The sequence below is a fragment of the Lysinibacillus sp. FJAT-14745 genome (assembly GCF_001275675.1).
In the GTDB taxonomy this organism is placed as follows: Bacteria; Bacillota; Bacilli; order Bacillales_A; family Planococcaceae; genus Lysinibacillus.
On record NZ_LITM01000002.1, the window covers coordinates 560,081 to 582,335 of the forward strand.

At 36.8% G+C, this 22,255-nt stretch carries 22 protein-coding genes, 1 pseudogene and 2 riboswitches; of the genes and pseudogenes, 6 read left to right on the top strand and 17 right to left on the bottom strand.

What is annotated here, in order from left to right; genetic code table 11:
* The first annotated feature begins 6 nt into the window (after positions 1–6).
* Positions 7–684 (top strand): response regulator transcription factor, encoded by a 678-nt coding sequence (locus AMS59_RS04125; RefSeq protein ID WP_053482490.1) that lies wholly within the window; start codon positions 7–9, stop codon positions 682–684.
* Positions 681–1,751: a HAMP domain-containing sensor histidine kinase gene (locus AMS59_RS04130; protein ID WP_053482491.1), complete on the top strand. Its 1,071-nt coding sequence runs from the start codon at positions 681–683 to the stop codon at positions 1,749–1,751. The genes AMS59_RS04125 and AMS59_RS04130 overlap by 4 nt, the downstream gene beginning before the upstream one ends.
* A 42-nt stretch (positions 1,752–1,793) precedes the next feature.
* Here the strand turns inward: AMS59_RS04130 and AMS59_RS04135 are convergent, their stop codons facing one another.
* Positions 1,794–2,381: an NAD(P)H-dependent oxidoreductase gene (locus tag AMS59_RS04135; RefSeq protein WP_053482492.1), complete on the bottom strand. Its 588-nt coding sequence runs from the start codon at positions 2,379–2,381 to the stop codon at positions 1,794–1,796.
* A 122-nt stretch (positions 2,382–2,503) separates the two neighbouring features.
* Here AMS59_RS04135 and AMS59_RS04140 point away from each other — a divergent pair, with 122 nt between their 5' ends.
* Together AMS59_RS04140 and AMS59_RS04145 are read left to right on the top strand one after the other, a co-directional pair.
* Positions 2,504–2,941 (top strand): MarR family winged helix-turn-helix transcriptional regulator, encoded by a 438-nt coding sequence (locus tag AMS59_RS04140; protein ID WP_053482493.1) that lies wholly within the window; start codon positions 2,504–2,506, stop codon positions 2,939–2,941.
* 360 nt (positions 2,942–3,301) lie between these two features.
* Positions 3,302–4,075 carry a YqcI/YcgG family protein gene (locus AMS59_RS04145; RefSeq protein ID WP_053482494.1) on the top strand — a complete coding sequence of 258 codons (774 nt, stop codon included), beginning with the start codon at positions 3,302–3,304 and terminating at the stop codon, positions 4,073–4,075.
* 108 nt (positions 4,076–4,183) lie between these two features.
* Here AMS59_RS04145 and AMS59_RS04150 read toward each other — a convergent pair whose 3' ends face one another.
* From AMS59_RS04150 to AMS59_RS04160, 3 genes are all read right to left on the bottom strand, one after another.
* On the bottom strand, positions 4,184–5,509 hold the full coding sequence (locus AMS59_RS04150) for an amino acid permease (RefSeq protein ID WP_053482495.1): 1,326 nt from the start codon (positions 5,507–5,509) through the stop codon (positions 4,184–4,186).
* Between the two features lie 26 nt (positions 5,510–5,535).
* Positions 5,536–6,471 carry an arginine deiminase family protein gene (locus tag AMS59_RS04155; protein WP_053482496.1) on the bottom strand — a complete coding sequence of 312 codons (936 nt, stop codon included), beginning with the start codon at positions 6,469–6,471 and terminating at the stop codon, positions 5,536–5,538.
* Between the two features lie 163 nt (positions 6,472–6,634).
* A complete protein-coding gene (locus AMS59_RS04160; protein WP_053482497.1) occupies positions 6,635–6,862 on the bottom strand; it encodes a transcriptional regulator SplA domain-containing protein in 228 nt (75 codons plus the stop codon).
* Between the two features lie 212 nt (positions 6,863–7,074).
* Between AMS59_RS04160 and AMS59_RS04165 the strand changes: the two genes are divergently transcribed.
* Both AMS59_RS04165 and AMS59_RS04170 read left to right on the top strand, forming a co-directional pair.
* Positions 7,075–8,463: a TldD/PmbA family protein gene (locus tag AMS59_RS04165; RefSeq protein WP_053482498.1), complete on the top strand. Its 1,389-nt coding sequence runs from the start codon at positions 7,075–7,077 to the stop codon at positions 8,461–8,463.
* A gap of 3 nt (positions 8,464–8,466) precedes the next feature.
* Positions 8,467–9,810, top strand: a complete 1,344-nt coding sequence (locus AMS59_RS04170; RefSeq protein ID WP_053482499.1) for a TldD/PmbA family protein — start codon at positions 8,467–8,469, stop codon at positions 9,808–9,810.
* Between the two features lie 132 nt (positions 9,811–9,942).
* Here the strand turns inward: AMS59_RS04170 and AMS59_RS04175 are convergent, their stop codons facing one another.
* The 13 genes and pseudogenes from AMS59_RS04175 to AMS59_RS04235 all read right to left on the bottom strand — a co-directional run bounded on the left by AMS59_RS04175 (position 9,943) and on the right by AMS59_RS04235 (position 21,958).
* Entirely contained in the window at positions 9,943–10,452 is a 510-nt protein-coding gene (locus AMS59_RS04175) for a QueT transporter family protein (RefSeq protein WP_156304552.1), read from the bottom strand.
* A gap of 152 nt (positions 10,453–10,604) precedes the next feature.
* Complete coding sequence (locus AMS59_RS04180; protein WP_053482500.1) at positions 10,605–11,360, bottom strand: 3-oxoacyl-ACP reductase; 756 nt, start codon at positions 11,358–11,360, stop codon at positions 10,605–10,607.
* Positions 11,361–11,415: 55 nt separating this feature from the next.
* Positions 11,416–11,637, bottom strand: a complete 222-nt coding sequence (locus tag AMS59_RS04185) for a DUF2829 domain-containing protein (RefSeq protein WP_049666662.1) — start codon at positions 11,635–11,637, stop codon at positions 11,416–11,418.
* A 319-nt stretch (positions 11,638–11,956) separates the two neighbouring features.
* Positions 11,957–12,715: a GNAT family N-acetyltransferase gene (locus AMS59_RS04195; RefSeq protein ID WP_234007675.1), complete on the bottom strand. Its 759-nt coding sequence runs from the start codon at positions 12,713–12,715 to the stop codon at positions 11,957–11,959.
* A 503-nt stretch (positions 12,716–13,218) separates the two neighbouring features.
* Positions 13,219–13,767 (bottom strand): histidine phosphatase family protein, encoded by a 549-nt coding sequence (locus AMS59_RS04200; protein WP_369814297.1) that lies wholly within the window; start codon positions 13,765–13,767, stop codon positions 13,219–13,221.
* A gap of 250 nt (positions 13,768–14,017) precedes the next feature.
* Positions 14,018–15,322 carry a GHKL domain-containing protein gene (locus AMS59_RS04205; protein WP_053482503.1) on the bottom strand — a complete coding sequence of 435 codons (1,305 nt, stop codon included), beginning with the start codon at positions 15,320–15,322 and terminating at the stop codon, positions 14,018–14,020.
* Positions 15,323–15,781: 459 nt separating this feature from the next.
* Positions 15,782–16,024: a hypothetical protein gene (locus tag AMS59_RS26140; RefSeq protein WP_234007676.1), complete on the bottom strand. Its 243-nt coding sequence runs from the start codon at positions 16,022–16,024 to the stop codon at positions 15,782–15,784.
* Positions 16,025–16,081: 57 nt separating this feature from the next.
* Positions 16,082–16,816, bottom strand: a complete 735-nt coding sequence (locus tag AMS59_RS04210; RefSeq protein WP_234007677.1) for a C45 family autoproteolytic acyltransferase/hydolase — start codon at positions 16,814–16,816, stop codon at positions 16,082–16,084.
* A gap of 131 nt (positions 16,817–16,947) precedes the next feature.
* The gene (locus tag AMS59_RS04215; protein ID WP_053482504.1) at positions 16,948–18,393 is read right to left on the bottom strand and encodes a spore germination protein; all 1,446 of its coding nucleotides are present in this window, start codon (positions 18,391–18,393) and stop codon (positions 16,948–16,950) included.
* 192 nt (positions 18,394–18,585) lie between these two features.
* The gene (ribE, locus tag AMS59_RS04220) at positions 18,586–19,053 is read right to left on the bottom strand and encodes a 6,7-dimethyl-8-ribityllumazine synthase (protein WP_053482505.1); all 468 of its coding nucleotides are present in this window, start codon (positions 19,051–19,053) and stop codon (positions 18,586–18,588) included.
* Between the two features lie 160 nt (positions 19,054–19,213).
* Positions 19,214–19,807: pseudogene (ribB, locus tag AMS59_RS04225) on the bottom strand (3,4-dihydroxy-2-butanone-4-phosphate synthase); the annotation flags it as partial.
* 30 nt (positions 19,808–19,837) lie between these two features.
* Complete coding sequence (ribE, locus tag AMS59_RS04230) at positions 19,838–20,476, bottom strand: riboflavin synthase (RefSeq protein ID WP_053482778.1); 639 nt, start codon at positions 20,474–20,476, stop codon at positions 19,838–19,840.
* A gap of 136 nt (positions 20,477–20,612) precedes the next feature.
* Positions 20,613–20,738, bottom strand: a riboswitch (FMN riboswitch).
* Positions 20,739–20,863: 125 nt separating this feature from the next.
* Positions 20,864–20,989: riboswitch (FMN riboswitch) on the bottom strand.
* A gap of 66 nt (positions 20,990–21,055) precedes the next feature.
* A complete protein-coding gene (locus AMS59_RS04235; RefSeq protein ID WP_053482506.1) occupies positions 21,056–21,958 on the bottom strand; it encodes an SDR family oxidoreductase in 903 nt (300 codons plus the stop codon).
* Positions 21,959–22,255: the final 297 nt, after the last annotated feature.

Here is a 22,255-nt window from a genome sequence, read left to right on the forward strand (position 1 = left end):
GTTAGCATGACAAAACTATTAGTCGTAGATGATGATGCGCATATTCGAGAATTAGTTAAGGTATTTTTACAAAATGAAGGTTTAGAGGTAATTGAAGCTATGGACGGTGTGGATGCACTGTCCAAATTGAATACTGATAAGGTGGATATGATTATTATGGATATCATGATGCCAAAAATGGATGGTTGGGAATTATGCGAAGAAATACGTTCATTTAATGAACATCTACCAATCTTAATGTTAACCGCCAAGGGAGAAACCTCGCAAAAGGTAAAAGGTTTTCATCTTGGAACTGATGATTATCTTGTTAAACCATTTGAACCAGCAGAGCTGATCGTTCGTGTGAAATCCATACTTAAAAGATATCATATTTCCCTATCTCAACTTGTGGAAGCAGGCAATATTAAGTTAAATCGTAATACACATGAAGTCTTGTATAACGGTGAATCTTTAACACTTCGTTTAAAGGAATTTGATCTGTTATTTACGTTAGCAAGCTATGCTGGAAAAACTTTTTCACGTGAACAGTTGATCGAAGAAATTTGGGGGTACGACTATGAAGGTGATGAACGAACAGTCGATGTTCACATTAAAAGACTTCGTCAACGTTTCCCTCAAGAAACAAGTGGATTTTCTATTCGTACAATTCGCGGTCTAGGTTATCGTTTGGAACTTGTTTCATGAGAAGACTAAAATACTTTTTAAAGCTTTTATTATCTTTAACGGTCCTTCTTATCGTTAACATCATATTTGCTTTTATTTCATTCCACATCACTTCGTGGATTTATGATTGGTTAGGTAAATATCCACAAGGTTTTTGGCTTCAGTTATGGACCGTAGTTGGCGTATTTGTCCTCTTTACTTGCTCTATTATTATCCTCTTTTTAATTGGGCTAAATAAACAACGAAACTATTGGGATATGGTTGTAGATGCATTAAGCCGACTTGCTAAAGGTGACTTTACTGTCAAATTAGACCTTAAAACAAATGAAGATCAATTCGGTCAATTAATACATGGTATCAACCATATGGCGATCGAATTAGGCGAATTAGAAAGAATGAGACAAGAATTTATATCGAATGTTTCTCATGAAATCCAGTCACCTCTTACATCTATTAATGGCTTTGCTAAAGCATTGAAAAACATTGACCTCACTGAGGATAAGCGACAGCATTATCTAGCAATCATTGAGATGGAAAGTAATCGACTATCAAAAATTAGTGACAATTTACTAAAGCTAACGTCGTTAGAATCACAACATCACCCCTTCGAGCCAAGGCATTATCGGCTTGATAAGCAATTGCGTAATGTCGTACTAGCGCTGGAACCAAATTGGCTAGCTAAAAATATCGACATGGATATGCAATTAGAAAACATTTCGGTAATGGCGGATGAAGATTTAATGAATCAAGTATGGATGAATTTACTAAGCAACAGCATTAAATTCACGCCAGCTGCTGGCACCATTACAATATCAATGACAAAACAAATGGATGCAATCACTATTGCCATTCATGATAATGGTATCGGTTTAACACCAGAACAACAAAATCATATATTCGAACGATTTTATAAGGCGGACCAAGCGAGGACAGCTGAGAATGGCGGAAGTGGCTTAGGACTTTCTATTGTAAAGAAAATCATCGATATGCATAACGGAACCATTACTGTTGAAAGCAAGCCTGCTGAATTTACAACATTTCTTGTTACACTGCCGCTGGAGGTAGATCAGACTCGTGCAAACGAATAATAGATTCTTTCTTCGTCTGCACAGGTCTATTAAACAAGGAACCTAGTAAGCTATTTTTCTAAAATATTGATAAACTTTTACAAGTTTTCTGTGTTGACTCCCCTTTTTACTTTCCATATTGCCAAATTCAAAAAACTTCACTTGTTTAATGCCAACAAAATTAAATAACGCTTTTTTCATTAATATTTTATGAGCATTATTCAGCCATAATAGAGGGTATTTTGTTGGCCCCTTCATTGTCGAAATACATACCACTGATTTTCCTTTTAGAAGCCCCTCTGGAAATAGCCCCTTTTTATCTTTATACGCAAAATTGGCCGCAAACAATTGATCAATATATCCTAGAAGCATTGCGGGTGGTCTTCCCCACCATATCGGATAGACAAAAACGATTTTATCAGCCCACTTAATTTGTTCACGATATTTCTCAAGCTTTGGATCACGAAACATATCACGACGACGTTTATGTTCATGAAATTCTAAAATCGGGTTAAATTGTTCATCGTATAAATCTAATACTTGGATCTCATTAACGGAAGGATTGTCTTGACAGCCCTTAATAACCTCCTGCAAAAAAGCATAATTCAAACTTTTATGATTGGGATATGTATAAATAACTAATGTGTTCATCTTGGCATCCTCCATTACTTATCATTTGATAATAAAATAATAAATCGCCTAACTTTAGTTGTCAAATGATAATTGTTTTAAGATAAGTTTTTTGTTATCTTGTCTGTAAGAGGTGAACACATTTGGACAAAAAAGATTTATTTAATCAGTTCGTAGCATTCACAACAGCAGTACACCAAGTAACGCATGAACTAACTCAAAACGTTAAAATCGATAATATTACACCTGTACAATATAAAATTTTAGAATATATAAAAGTAAGCCAGCCAGTTACACCTACTGAAATTAGTGATTGTCAGCATATGTCCTTACCTAATACAAGCCGTGAATTACGAAAATTACAGGAAAGAAAGTTTATTGAAAAAATTAGCGATACCGAAGATCGAAGAAAGCACTATGTTTGCCTTACAAAAACTGGAGAAAAAATTATGGAGGACGCATTCGCCTGTATAGAAGAGCGCTTTCAACAACTTATCCAATATTCATCTAAAAAAGATTTAGAGGACATTCATAATGCATTAAACATTCTTGACGAAAAGGTCTTTAATACAAAATCATAAAAGAGAGCCTGCATGCTTTTCCTAATGAAAAGCAATGCAGGTTTTTTCACTGATTAGTATATTGACATAGATAGCTTTCCACACCCGGGTATTTCTCTCCTAGGCTAGTTATGAAAAAAACATAGCACCGATAAATATCTACAGCCTCATAATCCGTTTCAGCCACAATTGATGGGTACTTATTTGCCACAATCCCCAGGAAGCTTTGCTCTGTGCGAAAGCGTAGCGTCAGCAACAAAGCGCCCAGTCGGAACGGAAATCAACCACACGTTATCTATTTAGAAAACGTTATACCAACACATCGTCACTCATCTGCACTTTTTTTAATAATATAAAGATGTATAGAAGGAGGAGACATAAGTGGAAGTAGCAGTGTTAGACAAGAAGTGGATAGAAGAACATTTTGAAACACTTCCATTATGGCAACAGTCAGCATATACCGACTTCGCTGCCATGGTTGCAGATGAAGCAAATACGTTTCCCTGTATTCCAGCTAGAAAAGGCTTTTTATCGAACGAGCTTCGCTATAGTTTTATCGGAGATCCACGAGAGGAGCACTCGATAAAAACGTTAGCACGATGCTTAAAAGAATACGATAAGTGCTCTCAAACGTTTGGTCAATATACAACACATACCATTTTCTTCAAAACCCCCATTGATATGCAAAAAAATTTCGATGTTGAGGATTATAGAAATTTATTTTGGTCTGTTTTAAACAATTTGACGAAATTCGATGATATCGATTGGCCAAAGGAAATTCCATCCGACCCAGCGCATCATGAATGGGAATTTTGTTTTAACGGTGAGCCTTATTTTGTGTCTTGTGCAACGCCCGCACACCAATTGCGCAAGAGTCGTAATTTCTCTACTTTATTAATGGCCTTTCAGCCACGCTGGATATTTGATGAAATGAACGATTCTACTGTCTTTGGTCGAAAATTAAAGAAGCTTATTCGTCAACGCATTAACGAATACGACGCTATCCCAGCTCATACTGATTTAAAATGGTATGGGCAAGAAGGTAGTTATGAATGGAAGCAGTATTTTTTAAGCGATGATAATAGTAGTGCAACGAAATGTCCTTTTTTACGTATGCAAAATTCTCTGCACTTTCCACAGAACAAAGAACAATAATCAATTATGCCTCAGTATAATTGCATCCGGAGGCTTTGGGCCAACAGATGGATTTTGTACCGAAAGCGTAGCGACAGGTACAGATGTTTGGACACCCACTGGAAGAAGTTAAACATGCTTACCGTGTTTTTGCCTTTTCATGACAATCCAAGTCGCAATTCCTATGATGATGATAAAAAGCAGGCTCACGAAAAAACCGAGTCTGCTTGTTTTTTCCCCTAACGTCCCAGACACTGTCACCACAATGAGTAACATCCCGATACCATTCTTCACATACTCCCACTTCGACAGCTTCATTAGCTTTATATATGTCACTAATATAAAGAGCCAGTTATAAATTAGCATTAGCCCTGCAGCTGTAACCAAATATTCAAAAATCTTTTCTGGCATAAGGAAGCCTATAACAATAGTGATGATTAAACCACTAGCTAAAAAGAGAAATGCAGGAAATGGAGTCTTCATCTTCCCTTTTTTCGCCAAGGAAGATGGAGCATCATGATCCTCAGCTAATGTAATGAGAATCGTTATGACCGCGTATAAAGAGGCTACCATTGTTGAAAAACCTGCAATAATTAACACGCCGTTAAAAATGTCTGCAAAAAAAGGTATGTGATAGCCATTAAGCGCAGTAATAAATGGGCTTTCTTCAATATTAAAGTCCTTCCAAGAAACAAGCGCCAAGGCAAGCATAATAGCCATTAGAAAAATGATAGTTATAGCAATAATCATTACTTTTCCAGCTTTCGGTGCTTCTTGAGGATTTTTTAAATCAATGACCATTAATCCCATAACCTCAATTCCACCAAATGCATAAAAGGCATATAGCAGCCCAAGCCATAGTCCTTTCACACCTTGTGAGAAAAATTCTTCATAATTTGCATGCAATGCATCGAGTGTCGTTGATTCCGAATTAAATCCTTTTATTATTAAGACAACCGCTACTATAATAAACATCACAACCGCTGCTGCCTTTAACGCACCAAAAATATTTTGAAACTTTTCAAAGCCCTTCATACCCGTAAGAATAACAGCTAATCCAAGTACAGCATAAATAGATGCAGCAACCCATAATGGAAGCGTCGGAAACCACAACTTTGTGAAAATACCAAGCGCCGTCAATTGGCTACCCATAATAAGCATCTCAGAAATCAAGTAAATCCAGCCATTACTAAATCCTGCCCAATTGCCAAAAGCTTGCTTTGCATACGTACGGAATGATCCCTTATCTGGATGATCAACTGACATCTTAACAAGAGCATCGTAGACAATATACGTAGCAATTGCCGCTAACAAAAAAGGAATCACCACAGCAGGACCACTCTTATGAATGGCCATACTTGTTCCAAGAAAAAATCCTGTTCCTAGTGTACAACCTATACCGAGAAGCGAAAGTTGCCACCAAGACAACCTCCCTGCACTTGTTTTAGATGTCATTTTGATCAACCCTCCTGCCCTTTTGCTTACTTTCTTACCAATGGTAATGTCATACAACGAATACCACCACCGCCTTTTTCAAGCTCTGTGACATCAATTTCTATCAAATTCTTTTTTTGCAATAGTGGATGCTTTGTCCATTGCTGCTTCGTTGCTTGCTTACTAATTAACAGTGTTTCGGGATTAAGATTAATAAAATCGATATCAGGGATTGTATTATATTTTTCAAGCCAGTAAACGCCAAAGCCATGGTGATTTAAAAATTGCTCGGTCATTTCAAAACGATCTGTTTGAGCTGTGAACACGTGTACAGGAAAATAACGCATAAAGTTTTTAGCTATTAGCAGATTCGCGTTCGTTACATTACAATTCATATCTAAATGAAGTGTATCGGAGCGTCTTGGCAAATCAATGACTGCAATTTCTGAAAATCCTTCTTGGAAGATACGATCCTTGATACTTTCCACAGCCTCTAATGTTGTTCTCATCCCAATATTAATAAGTACGGCATCCTTATTTAAAATCAGCACGTCTCCACATTCTAAAGCAGTAGAAGGTTGTTTAACTTTTAAATATTTTTCTGGAAACCATTTTTCTAATAATGAGTGTGCATGTGGATACTCTGGACGCCTTAGCGAACTACCTGCCTCTCCAAGAAAAATACTATTTCCTATAACACAGGCAAGATCGCGTACAAAGTACCTATTAATAAGCTGTTCACTTAATGTTTTCATATCATTTGGTAGCTCTTTCGAATAATCAATAACCTTAACACCCGCATTTTCTAGCGTTGTCTTAAATTCCATGAAATTCTCCATTGCTTTCACATGATTGACAGTAGCATCCCATCCTACATTTTCAGCTATTGTTAAATCTGGTACATCTAATTTTGAAGGTGCACAAAGCATAACAACCTTAAGTTCTTCATGCTCCGACCAACAATTCGGTTGAAATGAGTCCATAATATATTCTCCCCTTCTTCATAACTATCTCTGTTAGCGTTACCACCACGATTGGGATTATACAACTCAATTTCACCTTGGTGTAATGGCCGCTGTCGCATGAAAACCGCAGTTATATTCCAGGAAAATCAGTTCCTATAAGACTTCTTATGTTCTACCTCCATCAATGAAAATACTGGTGATAAGCTTGTTCAGCATCCATTTCGCTCGTAAATATTAACATATCATTTGTTAGCGGGTAGTACGTCTCAAAAAGGAATAGCGCCAGCTCCTGTGGATTATCCGGATTGTTCACTACTGCAGCTTCCTGTATGTTTACTACATCCTCAATAGATGGGTGTTGATAAAAAATATAAACAATATCCCCTGCACTATATTGCTGTTGTTTCATTCCATCACCTTCCTATACCTTTCCATTAGTTTGGTGTAAGAAGATGTTAAATATAATTAATTTTTGATTTTCATGTAGATATTTATATTTCCCTCCTAACAACACTCCATATCATAAAACGTCACAAATAGAATATATATAATCATGTGATACACTTCACAAATACGGAATTTTTGAATTATTTGGTATACTTAAGAAAAGGAGGGAAATATATGATTAAACAATCAGTGATTGAAAATGTACTTGAAGCAGCACTTTCTACAGGTGGAGATTTTTCCGAAGTTTTCATCGAGGATAAGTTTGTCAATGAGTTAACATTACAAAGTGGAAAAATTGAACAAAGTATTTCAGGGCGTGACTTCGGCATTGGTATACGTATTTTTTCCGGTCTTCAGAGCATTTACACATACACGAACGATTTTTCAGAGGAAGGCTTACTAGCTGCAGCAAAACGAGCAGCACTTGCCATTAAAGGTGGTACTACCGGAACGATTCAGCCACTGAAAAAAGAAATTATTACACCTATTCATAACATTATCATTCTACCAAACAGTGTGGAACATGCTAGAAAGGTATCAGTCATGCGGCAGACTAATGACATTGCTAGAAATTATGATGAACGCATCAGTCAAGTTAAAGTTCGCTATCTTGATGAAGAGCAGCATGTTTTAATCGCCAACTCAGATGGAAAATTTGTAGAAGACAAGCGTATTCATAGTCGACTTGCCATCCAGGCAACTGCCTCCGAGGGTAAAGAAATGCAAACTGGTTTCTATGGTCCTGGTGCACATGCAGGCTTTGAATTTATCGAAAATCTAGATTTTAAGCACTATGCTGGTGAAGCCGCACGTATTGCAGTCACTATGCTTCATGCTGATGAATGTCCTAGCGGTAAATTCCCAGTCATCATTGATAATGAATTTGGTGGCGTTATATTTCACGAGGCTTGTGGTCATGGGCTTGAAGCAACAGCCGTCGCGAAAAACAATTCCGTTTTTGCTAATCGTATTGGTGAAAAAGTTGCCCCTGATATTGTTACATATATTGATGATGGCACACTTCCAAACGAATGGGGTTCCCTTAACATTGATGATGAAGGGGAAAAAACGAGAAAAAATATCTTAATTGAAAATGGTATATTAAAAGGCTACTTGATTGATAAATTTAATGCGCGCCGTATGAATGCTGAACCAACCGGCTCTTCACGTCGCCAATCCTATCGTTTCAATCCAACATCCCGGATGACGAACACATATATCGCTCCAGGCACTTCTACACCTGAAGAAATTATTGCATCTACCGAATATGGTATTTATGCAAAATATATGGGTGGCGGGCAAGTAAATCCATCGACTGGAGATTATAACTTCGCGGTTATGGAGGCTTATATCGTAAAGGATGGAAAAATTGATCGTCCTGTACGTGGTGCAACACTTATAGGCAACGGGGCAAAAACATTACAGCTAGTTGATCGTGTTGGAAATAATCTTGCGCACGGTGCTGGCATGTGCGGATCAATTAGCGGTAGTATTCCTGTCAATGTTGGTCAGCCGATGATTCGCGTTAGTGAAATGACAGTTGGAGGAACAAAGGGGGAATAAGTTATGAACATTGCTGAATATCAAGAAAAACTACTAAATAAGGCGATAGAAGCCGGTTTTAAAGAGGCTGAAGTTTATTATGAACGAAAAAAATCTTTTCAATGTATGCTTTATGAAGGACAGATTGATAGCTATGAAACGTCTGAAGATGGGGGCCTAAGTCTACGCGGGCTGCATAACGAAAAAATGGGTTACGCCTATACAGAAAAACTAGACGATGATTCGATATCCTTTTTAATCAACAGTGCAAAAGCAAATGCAGACGTTCTAGATGAAGATGAGGGCATAGATATTTTTGAAGGTAGTAATGAATACACGCCATATGAATTTTACAATGAAGAATTAGAAACGATCGGAATTCCTGAAAAAATTGAGCTACTTCGTTCAATTGAACAAAAAATTCGTGCATACGACTCGCGCATTGTAACGCTTGATTACTGTTTTCTTCAAGAATATAGTACTGAACGTTCATTAGCGAATAGTAAAGACCTTTCCTTATCACATAAGGAGAACGGCTTAGTCATCTTCCTGTCCACAGTTGTCAAAGAAGGTGAAGAACTGAAAACGGGTGGGTATTTAAAAATGACACGTGATTTTCATTCTCTCAATGCTAATGAAATTGCCAAAGCAGCAGCTGAGGAAGCACTTGCGAATCTAGGTGAAAAGTCGATTCCATCTGGAAAATATCCAATCATCTTACGTTCTGATGCGACTGCTTCTTTACTAAGTACTTTTATGCCTATATTGTCAGCTGAAAATGCACAAAAGGACCAATCTCTCTTAAAAGGGAAAGTCGGACAAAAAGTGGCGTCAGATGCCTTTACATTACTGAACGCCCCATTCCATCCTGAAGCTTTGTCTGGGGCAAGCTTTGACGGTGAAGGTGTTGCAACACAAGAGCAGGCGATCATTTTAAATGGGACACTGCAAACACTATTGCATAATAGAAAAACAGCTAAGAAGGAAGGCTGCGAAACGAGTGGACATGCACATAAAGACTCGTACAAAGGTACTTTATCAATCGCACCTCAAAATTTATATATTTCACCAGGTAAGCGATCACAAGAGGAGTTAATGGCCTCAGTTTCTGAAGGAGTACTTATTACCGAATTATCTGGCCTTCACTCTGGTACGAATACGATTTCTGGTGATTTTTCAGTCGCGGCAAAAGGATTCCATATTCAAGATGGCAAAATTGCATCACCTGTGAAGCAAATGACAATCGCTGGAAACTTCTTTGAGTTTTTAAATACTATCGAAGAAATTAGCTCAGAGCTTTACTTCCTGCCAGCTGGGTATGGCTCTTCATCTCTCCTTGTGAAGGAATTATCTGTAACCGTAGAATAAGGAAGAAAAGGATTTATTGAGTGAGGCTTCCCCAAATGTTCAGGTGACAGCCTCTCCCTTAGCAAGTCAGGATTCTTATAGAATCAAAAAAGCAAGTCTCCTTTTATGGCGACTTGCTTTTTTTACTTCAATTTATTTCGTCAAATCAATTTTTTTATTTAATAAATAAATAGTCATACCACCAACAGTCATTGACAATAATTCCCCAATCCCAACTGTAAACCAAGTTGCCCAAAATGGAAGATCATAGAGGATTGTTAATTGTCCTGCAACGGTGAACATTGATATGGCAAAAATCAATGCAGTTATAACCATTTTCACAATTTCATTTGATATATTTTTCGTTACTCTTCGGCAAAGAATTAAAACAAGAAATGTCGCAATTCCACCAATAGGGACATCTAATACCCACGTTGGTGACATGAAATTTGCGAGTACTACTCCTAATGTCACAGCTAATACATAACGCTTGTTGTACAATGCCAGATAGTTGAACATTTCCGACAAACGCAGCTGTATTGCCCCAAAACTAATGACTGACAATAAAACAGTTATAGCCACATATAGAGCTGCAACAAGTGCCGTCTTTGTAAGTTCGGTTACAGAAGTACGGCTTGAATCTTTTACAATAGATGTATGCAATTTTATTCTCCTTTGTAAAATAGCAAATCCGCTATTTTAGTCATAACTACGGCCAAAGGAAGAGAGCTTTTCGCCCTATCTGAAGTGCCGCAGTGTAAGCTAATTTTTACTTACTTGCGTATTATAGCAGAAGAATTTACGATTGAACATTACTATTTTGTAAGCCAGCCGCCATCAATTGGTATAATGGCACCGTGAATATAATCAGCAGATTGACTAGCCAAATAAAGTGTTAAACTCGCCACTTCACTTGGTTGGGCCCAACGTCCAGCAGGCGTTTCATCGGCGACCCATTTTGCGATTGCACCATCACCTTCAAAATCTGCTTTGTTCATCGGTGTTTGAATGGCTCCAGGTGCAATGGCATTGGCACGAATTCCTTCACGACAATAATCTAAGTCTAACTGCTTTGTATAGCCTACAATCGCATGTTTAGACGCTGTATACGCCGCGCCACCACCGCCTGCAACAAGCCCTGCAATAGATGCCATATTAACGATTACGCCTGATTTTCTATTCACCAAATGAGGTAATATCGTATTTGTCACAAAAAATGTACCCTTTACATTGGTATTCATAATTTTATCCCAAAGTGCCTCATCCGTATCAAGCGTTTTTGCAAAACCATCTAAAACGCCAGCGGTATTTAATAAAATATCTACTTGCTTAAATATTGAAATCGCAGCTTCAAATGCTTGCTCTACATCGTTCTTATTACATACGCTACCTACTCTATAGGCAAATTGTTCAGGATATTGCTGATGTAAATTTACTAACCCTTGCTCATCTAAATCAAACCCGAATACACTCGCTCCATTTTTTAAAAATGCAATAGCTTGGGCTTGACCAATACCTGAAGCTGCCCCCGTTACAAATACCGTCTTGCCCTTATATTCTTCAAACTTCATATATATCTCTCCTCAAAAAACAAAGAAACCACCTCATTTGAGATGGCACTTTCGATTAATTGACAATTATCCAATCTTCCGCTAATAAATCACAGACTGTTGGTGTGAACATTGTATAGCCCTCACCACGTACATTAATTAAAAAATAAGGATTCAAAGCCTCGCCATCATGTTCGCTTTGTCCAACAAGCTTCACATACAATTCGGCACCGCCCCAACCTTTACGAATTACTTTTTCTCCCGCTTTTAAGCGTGGTAATATCTCTTCAAACGTCATTTAAATTCATCCTTTATTAACATTCTTTATCGGATTAGTATACTGGATTTCTAAAGTGTTTACAACCTTGTACAAATCCAAATAAAGATAACTAGCCCTCAAGTAAAACCGTATAAAGTATTTGTTGCCCATTTATGTCTGCAATGATTGTATAAATATTTTTATCATTTGTAGAGAAAATCTCTGTTCCACTTTCCAGTTTAGTAGCATAAAAATCTTTAAATTTTTCAGAGGAATTTGTAGTTTTAATAATTTCCCCTATCTTCCTTCTATAACGATAACATTTCAAGCCTTCCGTAATTTTCTCTACTACCTTATATCAATCCATTTTCTTCTTCATTTGCACTTGCTCTGTCTTTACTTCTAGCCCATTCTCCATCAGATAGCTCGCCGCTGGATTGCTTGCTAAAAAGTTAACTGTTGCTAAATTTACTTTATGATTTGTAATGCTTGCGATAAAGTGTGGAATATGTTCTACATTGCCATTCTCCAATAGCTCTAATTGATAAAGCACTATATGGTCGATGGCTCCATCCTTATCCCATACTGTTCTATATAACATATAGCCAATCGCGTCATTATTCTCGTTATAAAAAACTTTAGCTTCTCCCTGTTTATTACTTTGCCAACTACATTGCCAAGGAACATCTTCCTGATAAAAAGATAAATGTGATAGCTGCTCTGGTCTAATAGTTTCCACATGAATTGTGGCTTGCTTTTCTACTTTTGCTTCATATTCGCCACTTAAAAATAGCAATTGATTTGTAATTGTATAGCCATACTTTTCATATAACGCGATTGCTACTTTATTCTCTTTTATAGCTTCAAGCGTTGCAACTTCCACATTCTCTCTTTCATAGATAGCGATGGTTTCTTCCATTAAAACACGAGAAACACCTTTACCGCGATAGTCTGGAGAGATACCTGTTCCACCATTCCAAGAGGTTTTCTTACCATCTATTTGTCTGAAGCCATTTAATACAATGCCCACAGGATTATTATGATCAAATGCGACGATTGAAAGCTCTGGCGATAGTCCTTCTCCAACTAGTCGGTTTAAAAACATCTCTTCATTCATTTCTATTCGTACAAAATACCCCTCAAAGCCCTTATTCCAAGCTTTTTAAGTTTCCTCTAAAGTGCACTGTGAGACCGTTTTTATGTCCATACTTTTCTCCCATCTCTTTATCAATTATTCCTCGGCATAATTACATCCGGAATCGGCTTTGTGCTTAGACCTGCAGATATTTTTTGTGCGAAAGCGCAGTGCTAACGTAGCGGCAGCAACAGATATTTTTTGTGCGAAAGCGCAGTGCTAACGTAGCGGCAGCAACAGATGTTTTTTGTGCGAAAGCGCAGTGCTAACGTAGCGGCAGCAATATGATGCAGGTCAGTTAACCGTTATCACATGGATGCGATGATTTTTAGGCTAACATCCTTTAAGAACTCCTTTCCGATTCCGTGACATCCGCCGGAGGCTTAACTTCTTTCAGCTTTAGACATCCGCTGAAAAACAATTTAGACCCGCATTCATCTCACCACCTATTGAGGTGGGAGGCTTCTACCGAAAGAAGTTAAATTTTAGCTACTACCTAAATCTTCTATAGTTAATTTTTTTTTTATTTCATAACCGTTTCCAGGACCCTTAGGCTTAACAATAACCAGTCCCATGTTTGAAATTCCCCCTAATCCAACACCTTCAGGAAAGCTATGAGCAATGATCACTTGATTCATTCCCTGTGGTGGCGTTCTTTCTAGCACTGATTGTAGATTTGATACTATATTTGTTTTTTCAACGCTAGGAATGTTTCCACCCAATTTATAAATTTCATACCCTAGTGGATCAATTTGGATATAGGCATAAGGGAATGCGAGCTGTGCCGTTTCAATTGTACGACAAAAAGGACTTACGACAATCGGTGAACTGATTGGAATTTCTAGATAGCGTAGCAGTTGTCCAAAGTAAATGGCTTCCCTTCGCCCAACTTCAGACAAATTTCTTTGAGTAGAACAATCTTGAAAATTTAAATTTAGCTGATCTACCCCGACAGTTGCTTGGCCATGCCTTGCATACATAACGAATCCACCCTTTTTCAATAATTCAACGATTGATTTATCCAAATATTCCATCCCCTCCCAATGACACCGTTTTGATTATTAATAATATATGAAATGGATTGCTCAAAAAATGTAAAAGTGCTTTTCGCATAATGAAGCAGTTACTTCATCGGTAGCATAGCTAAATTAACCGAGGTAATTCCTTTACTTCGCCGCTAAAACTCCCACTTTCGCCCGTAAATCCCTTTACTTCGCCGGTCGCTAACTTCAATCAATACAGATAATAAAACTTCCTACAATTTTCTGTAGGAAGTTTCGAAATTTACTTTATTGGAATGGTTACTATTGCCGTTGTCTCTAAATGTTTGGATGAATCGATAGAAATTTGACCTTCGTACTTATTGACAATTTCATTTACAATAAACAGGCCCTGCCCTCTTATTTTACCACTTTCTGGTTTCTTTGTGGAAAATCCTTGCTTGAATATTTGCCCTGTTTCCACAATATTTGGTCCGGTATTTGTAACCTTAAATTCATATTGCTTGTCATCAGCTTTACAGCAAATTGTTATTTTACGTTGCTCTTCTGGTAATTCATTTGCTGCATCAATCGCATTATCTATTAAATTCGACAAGATTTTGATTAAATCCGTTGTTTTAATTTTATTAAATGCATCCTGTGATATTGAAAAATCCATATCAATATTGTGATTTTGTGCAGTTAGTTTTTTCGTTTGTAATAATATCGACAAGCCTGGATTATCAATATTTAATTTGAGAGACTTAATAGCCTGAACCTCTTTGGATAGTAAATATAAATATTGTTTGGCCTGATCAGGTTTGTCTAATTGTAGAAATCCATGTAATACTTGTATATGATTTGTGAAATCATGTCTTAAAGAGGACACGGAAGTGATTAAAGTTTTAATTTCTGATTGATATGTATCTTCTGTCGCTCCAACTTCCTTCGCTACTTCTTTTTGATACCATCTCTGTAAGAAGAAAACAGAGCCAAAGACGATTAGAATGAGTACACCATTAAAAATAAAAATGTAAAGATTATCTTTGATCACTTTTCCCTTGATACCATTTAATGTGTCTGCACTAATATCAATGCCTATGTATGCAATAATCTCCCCTGCTTTATCTTTGACCGGTGCACCAACAGATAAGTAAGCACCGTGTACAGGATCAGGTATTACTTCTGTTACATATGTTTCTCCTTTATAAGCTTTTTGCACTTGCATCTCGGGTACTGTACATTTCTTTCCGATATCAAAGCCTTCAACTTCACTTGGTAAACCCATAATCATTGCTTTGGATACCTTTGGATTATCAACCTCTAATGTATAAACAAATAAGGCACCTAGTTTCACTCTTGCATCATTTAAGTAGTTTCTTAATTGCCAATAATAATCGTTTTTCTCGGGGTTATCTAAAAATTGTTTGTAGGCCTCTACATCAATTGAAGATGCAATAGAAATAGCCGCTTCCAGACTTTGGTTCGCTATTGACTCTTCTACTGTCTTTTTTATTTTTATATAGGATGTTAAGATGTTTAAACTTGTAAACAATACTAATAAGATAATTGATAGTAATAAAATTAGTTTTATTTTTCGTGTTTTCATACTAACTGGTACTTCCTTATCTATAGACATGAATAATGCCTTAATTTAGTTGGGCTTGGCTTTCGCATCACATACAAAAAATCGTTAGCCGAAGTTAACATCATGTCATACTCTCCACTAGGGAAACGATTTCAATCCAATATTTATCCAATATTCCTATTATACTATAGTAAACTTCTTTTTTTATGGTGATCAATTATGCCTCGGCATAATTGCGTCCGGAATCGTCTTGGGTAAATGCATACGATTCAGGATTCTTCGCCTCTCTAAATAAAAACATTCGTTCTTATCTTATCATCCCAAGCGAGTTTTGACTATTACCAACCTACATTTATCGCCACTTACTTTTCGGGTGAAACACCGTTCTAGTCGCAACCATTAGTTTAATAATCCTTCTCTAGAAAGTAAACTAAAAAGGAGAACAGCATTTTATCATGCCCCCTCCTTATTATATATTGCTTATTCCATTCCATCTTTGTTGTTTAGCTCAATCCAACCTTTTAACCTTTTAGGAAGCGTTAGAGCTTCGTCCAAGTAATCTTTAAAAGAAATTGTTATTGGCTCTGCGTCCTCTCCTATTCCAACGATAACTTCTAGAAGCTTTGGCGAATAAACTACGGTATGTAATGTACCAAAGTATTCTTGATAGTATTTAAAAAATAACGGAGAATTTCCATTATTAAAATGTCGGTAAGCATCCATTGTAGTCAAATTCTTTTCGATTAAATTATTTATAAAATGTTTTCGCTTAATGGACCCTTAAATATTTTTCTTATTTTTCTCTTTCATACTCATTGCTTGAAAATGATTCGTACAAATTAATGGATTTCCATATCTTAATTCCTGCTTTTGTGGGGAAGCTTCTACTACTATAGATTGACCGCTTTGATCTGTCATTGAGTAATTGTAACAATAACCATGTGGGAGCTCCCTAATTAATTTAAGCGCTTCTTCAATATTTTTACATTGCTCTAATAATATTCGGACAATCGTTGAAGCGATAAAGCCCTCACCATAGTACTCATTGTTGACAAAATGCAGACCAACAACTAAACCATACTCATTCATCCCATCAAGTCTACCGATAATTTGTTGGCTAAATCCTACACTTGCATATCCATTCATCGGATTAGAAAATACAAGTCTGGCATCATACAATGTTGGGCTAAAATCATAGTTTCTTATGTAATTACCATTTTGTACAAAAGATGTACAGCCCATTTCTGGGAAGGTAATATTATAGCCACTAAATATATCAATGACAGCATCCAGCGTTTGAGCTAATCCAACGGCCAATCCTTCCATTTCTTGCAAAAGACTAGGGGAATGAAATTGTAGTAGTTGTTTTGCCATTTGGACATTTATAAAATTCAGAGATTCATTCTGTATTGGATGAGAAGTTGACAGTAGTTCTTTACTTTGCTGAAGCCCAATTTGATAGTAACTTCCTCTTACATTTATTACTTCTACGATTAATTCTTCATAAGATCTCATTACTTTTCTCTCCTTACCTAATGTAATTGGTTTTCTATATTCATCGTAAAGCTTCAAGTAAATATAAGGTCAAGTGAAAAAAGCAAAAAAAGACCAGGCCTATAAAAGCCTGATCTCTATATGCTAAATATTTATTTTTTCCTACCCGATGTCTTTGTGTCATCCTGTGCATTTAAAAATTTCGGTCGCTTACCATAACCTGTAGGAGATAAGCGAACTAAAGATCTTTTAAAGTCCTGCCAATCTAAATCTGCTCCCATAGTTAAGTAAGGAACACCTAATACTCGTAAATTTGCAGTATAAAGAAGTATGAAAAACACCGAAACGAAAAAGCCAAATAACCCTAAAAAGGCAGATGCTAAAATAATGATTATCCTGAGAATACTCATTGCTGCTACAATAGATTGATTGACGAGAGTAAAGGCTGCAATACTTGAGGTAGCTATAACTACAATCATGGAAGGGCTTGTCACACCCGATTTAATGGCTGCATCTCCAATAATTAATCCCCCGACAACACTTATTGAACCACTAATAACATTGGGTAGATGTATATTTGCTTCTCGAAATAGTTCAAACATTAAAAGCATCATTAATATTTCAAGAATAGTTGGAAATGGCAACCCTATTCTTGATTCAACAACTGTTGCCAATAGGATGAATGGCAATTGCTCTTGATGATGGGTTGTTAGTGCGAGCCAAAAACCTGGTAAAAGTATACTGATAAAGATAGCTATAATTCGTAGTAAACGCTCCATAGAACTTACAAAAATCGGATACTCATTATCCTCACCAGTTTTAAAAAGTAACAGTGAATTAGCAGGTGTAATGATGGCATATGATACACCGTCAACGATGATGATAATGCGCCCTCTACTTAAAGCTTGTACAGCAAAATCAGGGCGTCCAGTATAATCATGTTTAGGTATAATTTTAGCACTCTGCTCAATTCTTTCCATCAATAAATCTCCACTAAATACAATATCCGTATCAATTCGTTGTAGCTGTAATTTTATTTTCTCAAGCATCTTTTGATTTACGACATCTTCAAAATAAAGTACAGCTACGGTTGTTTTGGATCGTTTACCAAGTTCATATGTCTCAACACTTAATGAATTAGTAGGTAATCGTTTTCGTAATAAAGCAATATTAATAAAAACATCCTCAATAAAATCATCTTTCGGACCTTTGACAACTAATTCAAGAGTTGTTTCTTTAGGCTCCCGATTCGGTTTTTTAGCGATATAACTTGAATACAGCAAATTCATATCTTCAAAATAGAGTAAAACATGTCCTTTATAAACTCTTGTGATGGCATCATCTTTACTTGATATTTTCCGAAGATGGGGAACGCGTAAATTGTTTTGTATATGTTCTTCTAACATTTCCTCCGATGTTGCAGTAAATAATGATTGAACTCGTTGCACAATAACAGTCTGTAGTAACCGCTCATTAATCATCTCTTCACATTTTATCAGATGTACTTTATGTTGCTGAAAGAAATACTCCTGGAATACCACATCAGCAGAACGTTGAAATAGTGACTTCAAAGATTTCAAATTTAATTCTTGTTCCATTGAAGAAATATCCCTCATCTCCTGCTGAGTCAGCTCCTAATTAGTACATTTATGAGTAACAACATAGATACACTTATGGCTATTTTCCCCATGCTTTAAAAAAATATTCAAGCATACTCGATGTTTAAAGTGCTTTCTCAGAATAAATCAATAAATCACCTATGAAATTTCCATACTATTATTAAGAACGATTTATCCAATCATCTTCTTTAAATTTGCCATTTCAATAGCAGACATTGCCGCGTCATAACCTTTATTTCCTGATTTAGTTCCTGCACGTTCAATCGCTTGTTCAATATTTTCAGTAGTAACAATGCCAAAAATAACAGGTACATTAGTAGTTAATGACACATTTGCAATTCCTTTTGCTGATTCATTACATACATAATCATAATGTGTTGTTGAGCCACGGATTACTGTACCTAATCCAATAATGGCATCATATTTCTTTGTTTCAGCTAACTGTTTTGCGATGAATGGTACTTCAAATGCACCAGGAACCCATGCTACATCAATAGAATTCTCATCCACACCATGACGCTTTAAGCCATCTAATGCACCGTCTAATAATTTCCCTGTAATAAATTCGTTAAAACGACCGACTACTACTGCTATTTTTAAATCCGTACCAATTAATTGTGCTTCAAATGTTTTACCCATTTTTAATCTCTCCTCTTCATCATAACGTGGGGTTGATTTCCGTTTTGACTGGGCGCTTTCCTAGGGGCATCCAGTCTCCAGTACGTTTTAATAAATGTCATTCCAAACTTTTGTTGATGATCCTTTATATTGTCTGTGTGTTTTCTTCCATTATTTGTTGACGACGATATGTTGCCAATGCTTCAATTGAAATCATTTTTAAATGATGTTGCGCTGCATATTTAACAAGGTCATTAAAGCGTAGCATTTTGCCATTGTCCCCCATAATTTCACAAATAATGCCCGCAGGAATACTATTACACAGCTTGGCCAAATCAATTGTAGCTTCTGTATGTCCTCTACGCTCTAACACACCATTTTCCTTTGCTATTAATGGAAATATATGGCCAGGTCTACGAAAATCCTCAGCTTTTGCTTGTGGTTCTATCATTTTTTGTATAGTCATTGCCCGTTCAAAGGCGCTAATTCCAGTTGTTGTCTCTACATGATCTATACTAACGGTAAATGCCGTTTGATGATTATCTGTATTAATATTAACCATAGGCTTTAAAGCTAATTTTTGTGCAAGCTGCTGTGAAATCGGTGTACAAATAAGACCTCTTCCATAGGTCGCCATAAAGTTAATCGTTCCAGGTGTCATAAATTCCGCAAGTGCTAGTAAGTCCCCTTCGTTTTCTCGATCCTCGTCATCTACTACAATAATCATCCTACCTTGTTTTAAATCCTCTATTGCTTCTTCAATTGAATGTAGCAATATCGCCACCTCCTGTTCGTAAAAAATTGGTTAAAACCCGTTTTGTGCTAAGAAGTCTCTTGTAATAGTCGGCGGTTTCTGTCCACACTTAAGTTGATGCAAAATGTATTTTCCAACTAAATCGGTTTCTACATTGACGAGATCACCAATTTTCTTCATACCTAAAATAGTTTCATTGTAAGTGTGGGGTATCAATGATACTGTGACACCGTTTTTCTCTACATGAAAGAGTGTTAGACTCGTTCCGTCAACTGTGATGGAGCCCTTTGGTATACAGTAGCTCGTTAATTCCGTAGATAGTTCTATATCAATATAGACTGCATTTGCTAATGGCCGCTTGCGCACTATTTTCCCTACTCCATCTACATGTCCAGATACAAAATGACCTCCGAAACGTCCATTAGCTGACATAGCGCGCTCTAAATTTACCGGATCTCCAACTGCGAGCTGCTGTAAATTTGTTGCACTCACTGTTTCAGGCATTACATCCATCGTTAGCTCTTGTTCATTAAAATGTATCACTGTTAAACAAACACCATTGACCGCAATACTGTCTCCGAGTTTTACATCCTCTACCATTTTCTTTGAAATAACGGTAATTTTCATACTTAGTCGATCTCTTTGCATGGTTTTTAATGTACCAATATCCTCAACAATTCCTGTAAACATTTTTTCACCTGCTTCCATTCATAATTTCCGTTCAAACAAAAAACCCCTTAGATTAAAGGGGTTTGGGAGTTCATATACATAAGACGTCAACAAATAAACCTCATGGATACAAAATTTTTCCATAGGCTGCCATCTCATCGTTCTTCTCCCATCCAGACTATAACTGTCGGTTTTGGATTTGCACCAAATCAGCTTGCGCTCACGGACTTTGAATTGCTTCATCACCGCCGATTGGGAATTTCACCCGACCCCGAAGAACTACTGCTATTCAATTTTTTAGCTAAATAAAACAAAAACTACTTCCCAATGAAACGACGGGAAGTAGTTAACATAAAAGCATACTCAAATAAACCTTATAAACTCAAGCGAATTTAAAAAGCTCACACTTTTACCCTTCTCCCATCCAGACTATAACTGTCGGTTTTGGATTTGCACCAAATCAGCTTGCGCTCACGGACTTTGAATTGCTTCATCACCGCCGATTGGGATTTTCACCCGACCCCGAAGGATATTTTTATTTAGCTATTTCTTACGATAACATTACTTGATTAAATTATCCAGATAATTCTCAAAATCAATTCAAGTTTCAGTCATGATCCCCCCATTCACATGCAGTACTTGACCAGTGACAAAGGATGAGTCATCGGAGGCTAAATAAATATAGGTGGGTGCAAGCTCAAATGGCTGCCCCGCTCGTTTCATTGGCGTATCCGAGCCAAATGTTTTGACATATTCTGCTGGATAACTAGAGACAGTTAATGGCGTCCAAATCGGCCCTGGGGCGACTGCATTCACACGAATTCCCTTACTCACTAATTGCAATGATAAAGACCTGGTAAATGAAACAATAGCTCCTTTTGTAGAGGAATAATCAACTAATAATGGAGCCCCGGCATAAGCTGTCACAGATGCTGTTGAAATAATAGTTCCCCCCTGCTTCATGTAAGGTAATCCTGCCTTAGTCATGTAGAAAAGAGGAAATATATTTGTTTTATACGTATCATATAACTGTTCATTAGAAATATCTAAAATACTTTGCTGAGGAAATTGAACACCTTGGTTTAAAACAAGACTATCAAGCCTTCCATAACATTCTATCGTTTTTCTTACCACTTCCTTAGAAAAATCAGGATGTCGTAAATCTCCTTCAATTAGTAAAATGGACTGCCCATACGCCTCTACCATTTGTTTTGTCGCTTCAGCATCTGCTCGTTCATGGGGCATAAAAGTTATGACAGAATTAGCACCCTCTTTCGCAAACCCAATAGCGATTGCACGACCAATTCCACTATCTCCTCCGGTAATAATGGCAACTTTCCCTAGTAATTTCCCACTTCCCTTATATGCCAGATTATCTGAAATAGGAATTGGCTGCATTAAATACTCTAATCCTGGCTGTACCTCTTGATGTTGTGGCGGGAATGTGATGGGGACTTGTTTACACATCGTTTCATATCCAATATAAGGATATTTAGGGATCACATAGATACCTCCTCCATGTTCACTGCAACTTTACATTATTCGACATTTTTAGATATATGTTTTTGATTCTAGAAAAAGAACAACACTGTTGTGATGATTAACCATTTTTATCAACTAAAATTAATGAGAAGACGCTGATTTCCGCCACAATTAGCTAAAGACAGTCATACATAAGTGAAAGATCAACTTTCAATGAATAACAATAATTTAATTATGCAATAACAGGCGTGTTGATTAGGAAAAAATAAGTTTATTATTGAGCGATAAAAGGATTTTTTCGTTACCACTTTGCTAATA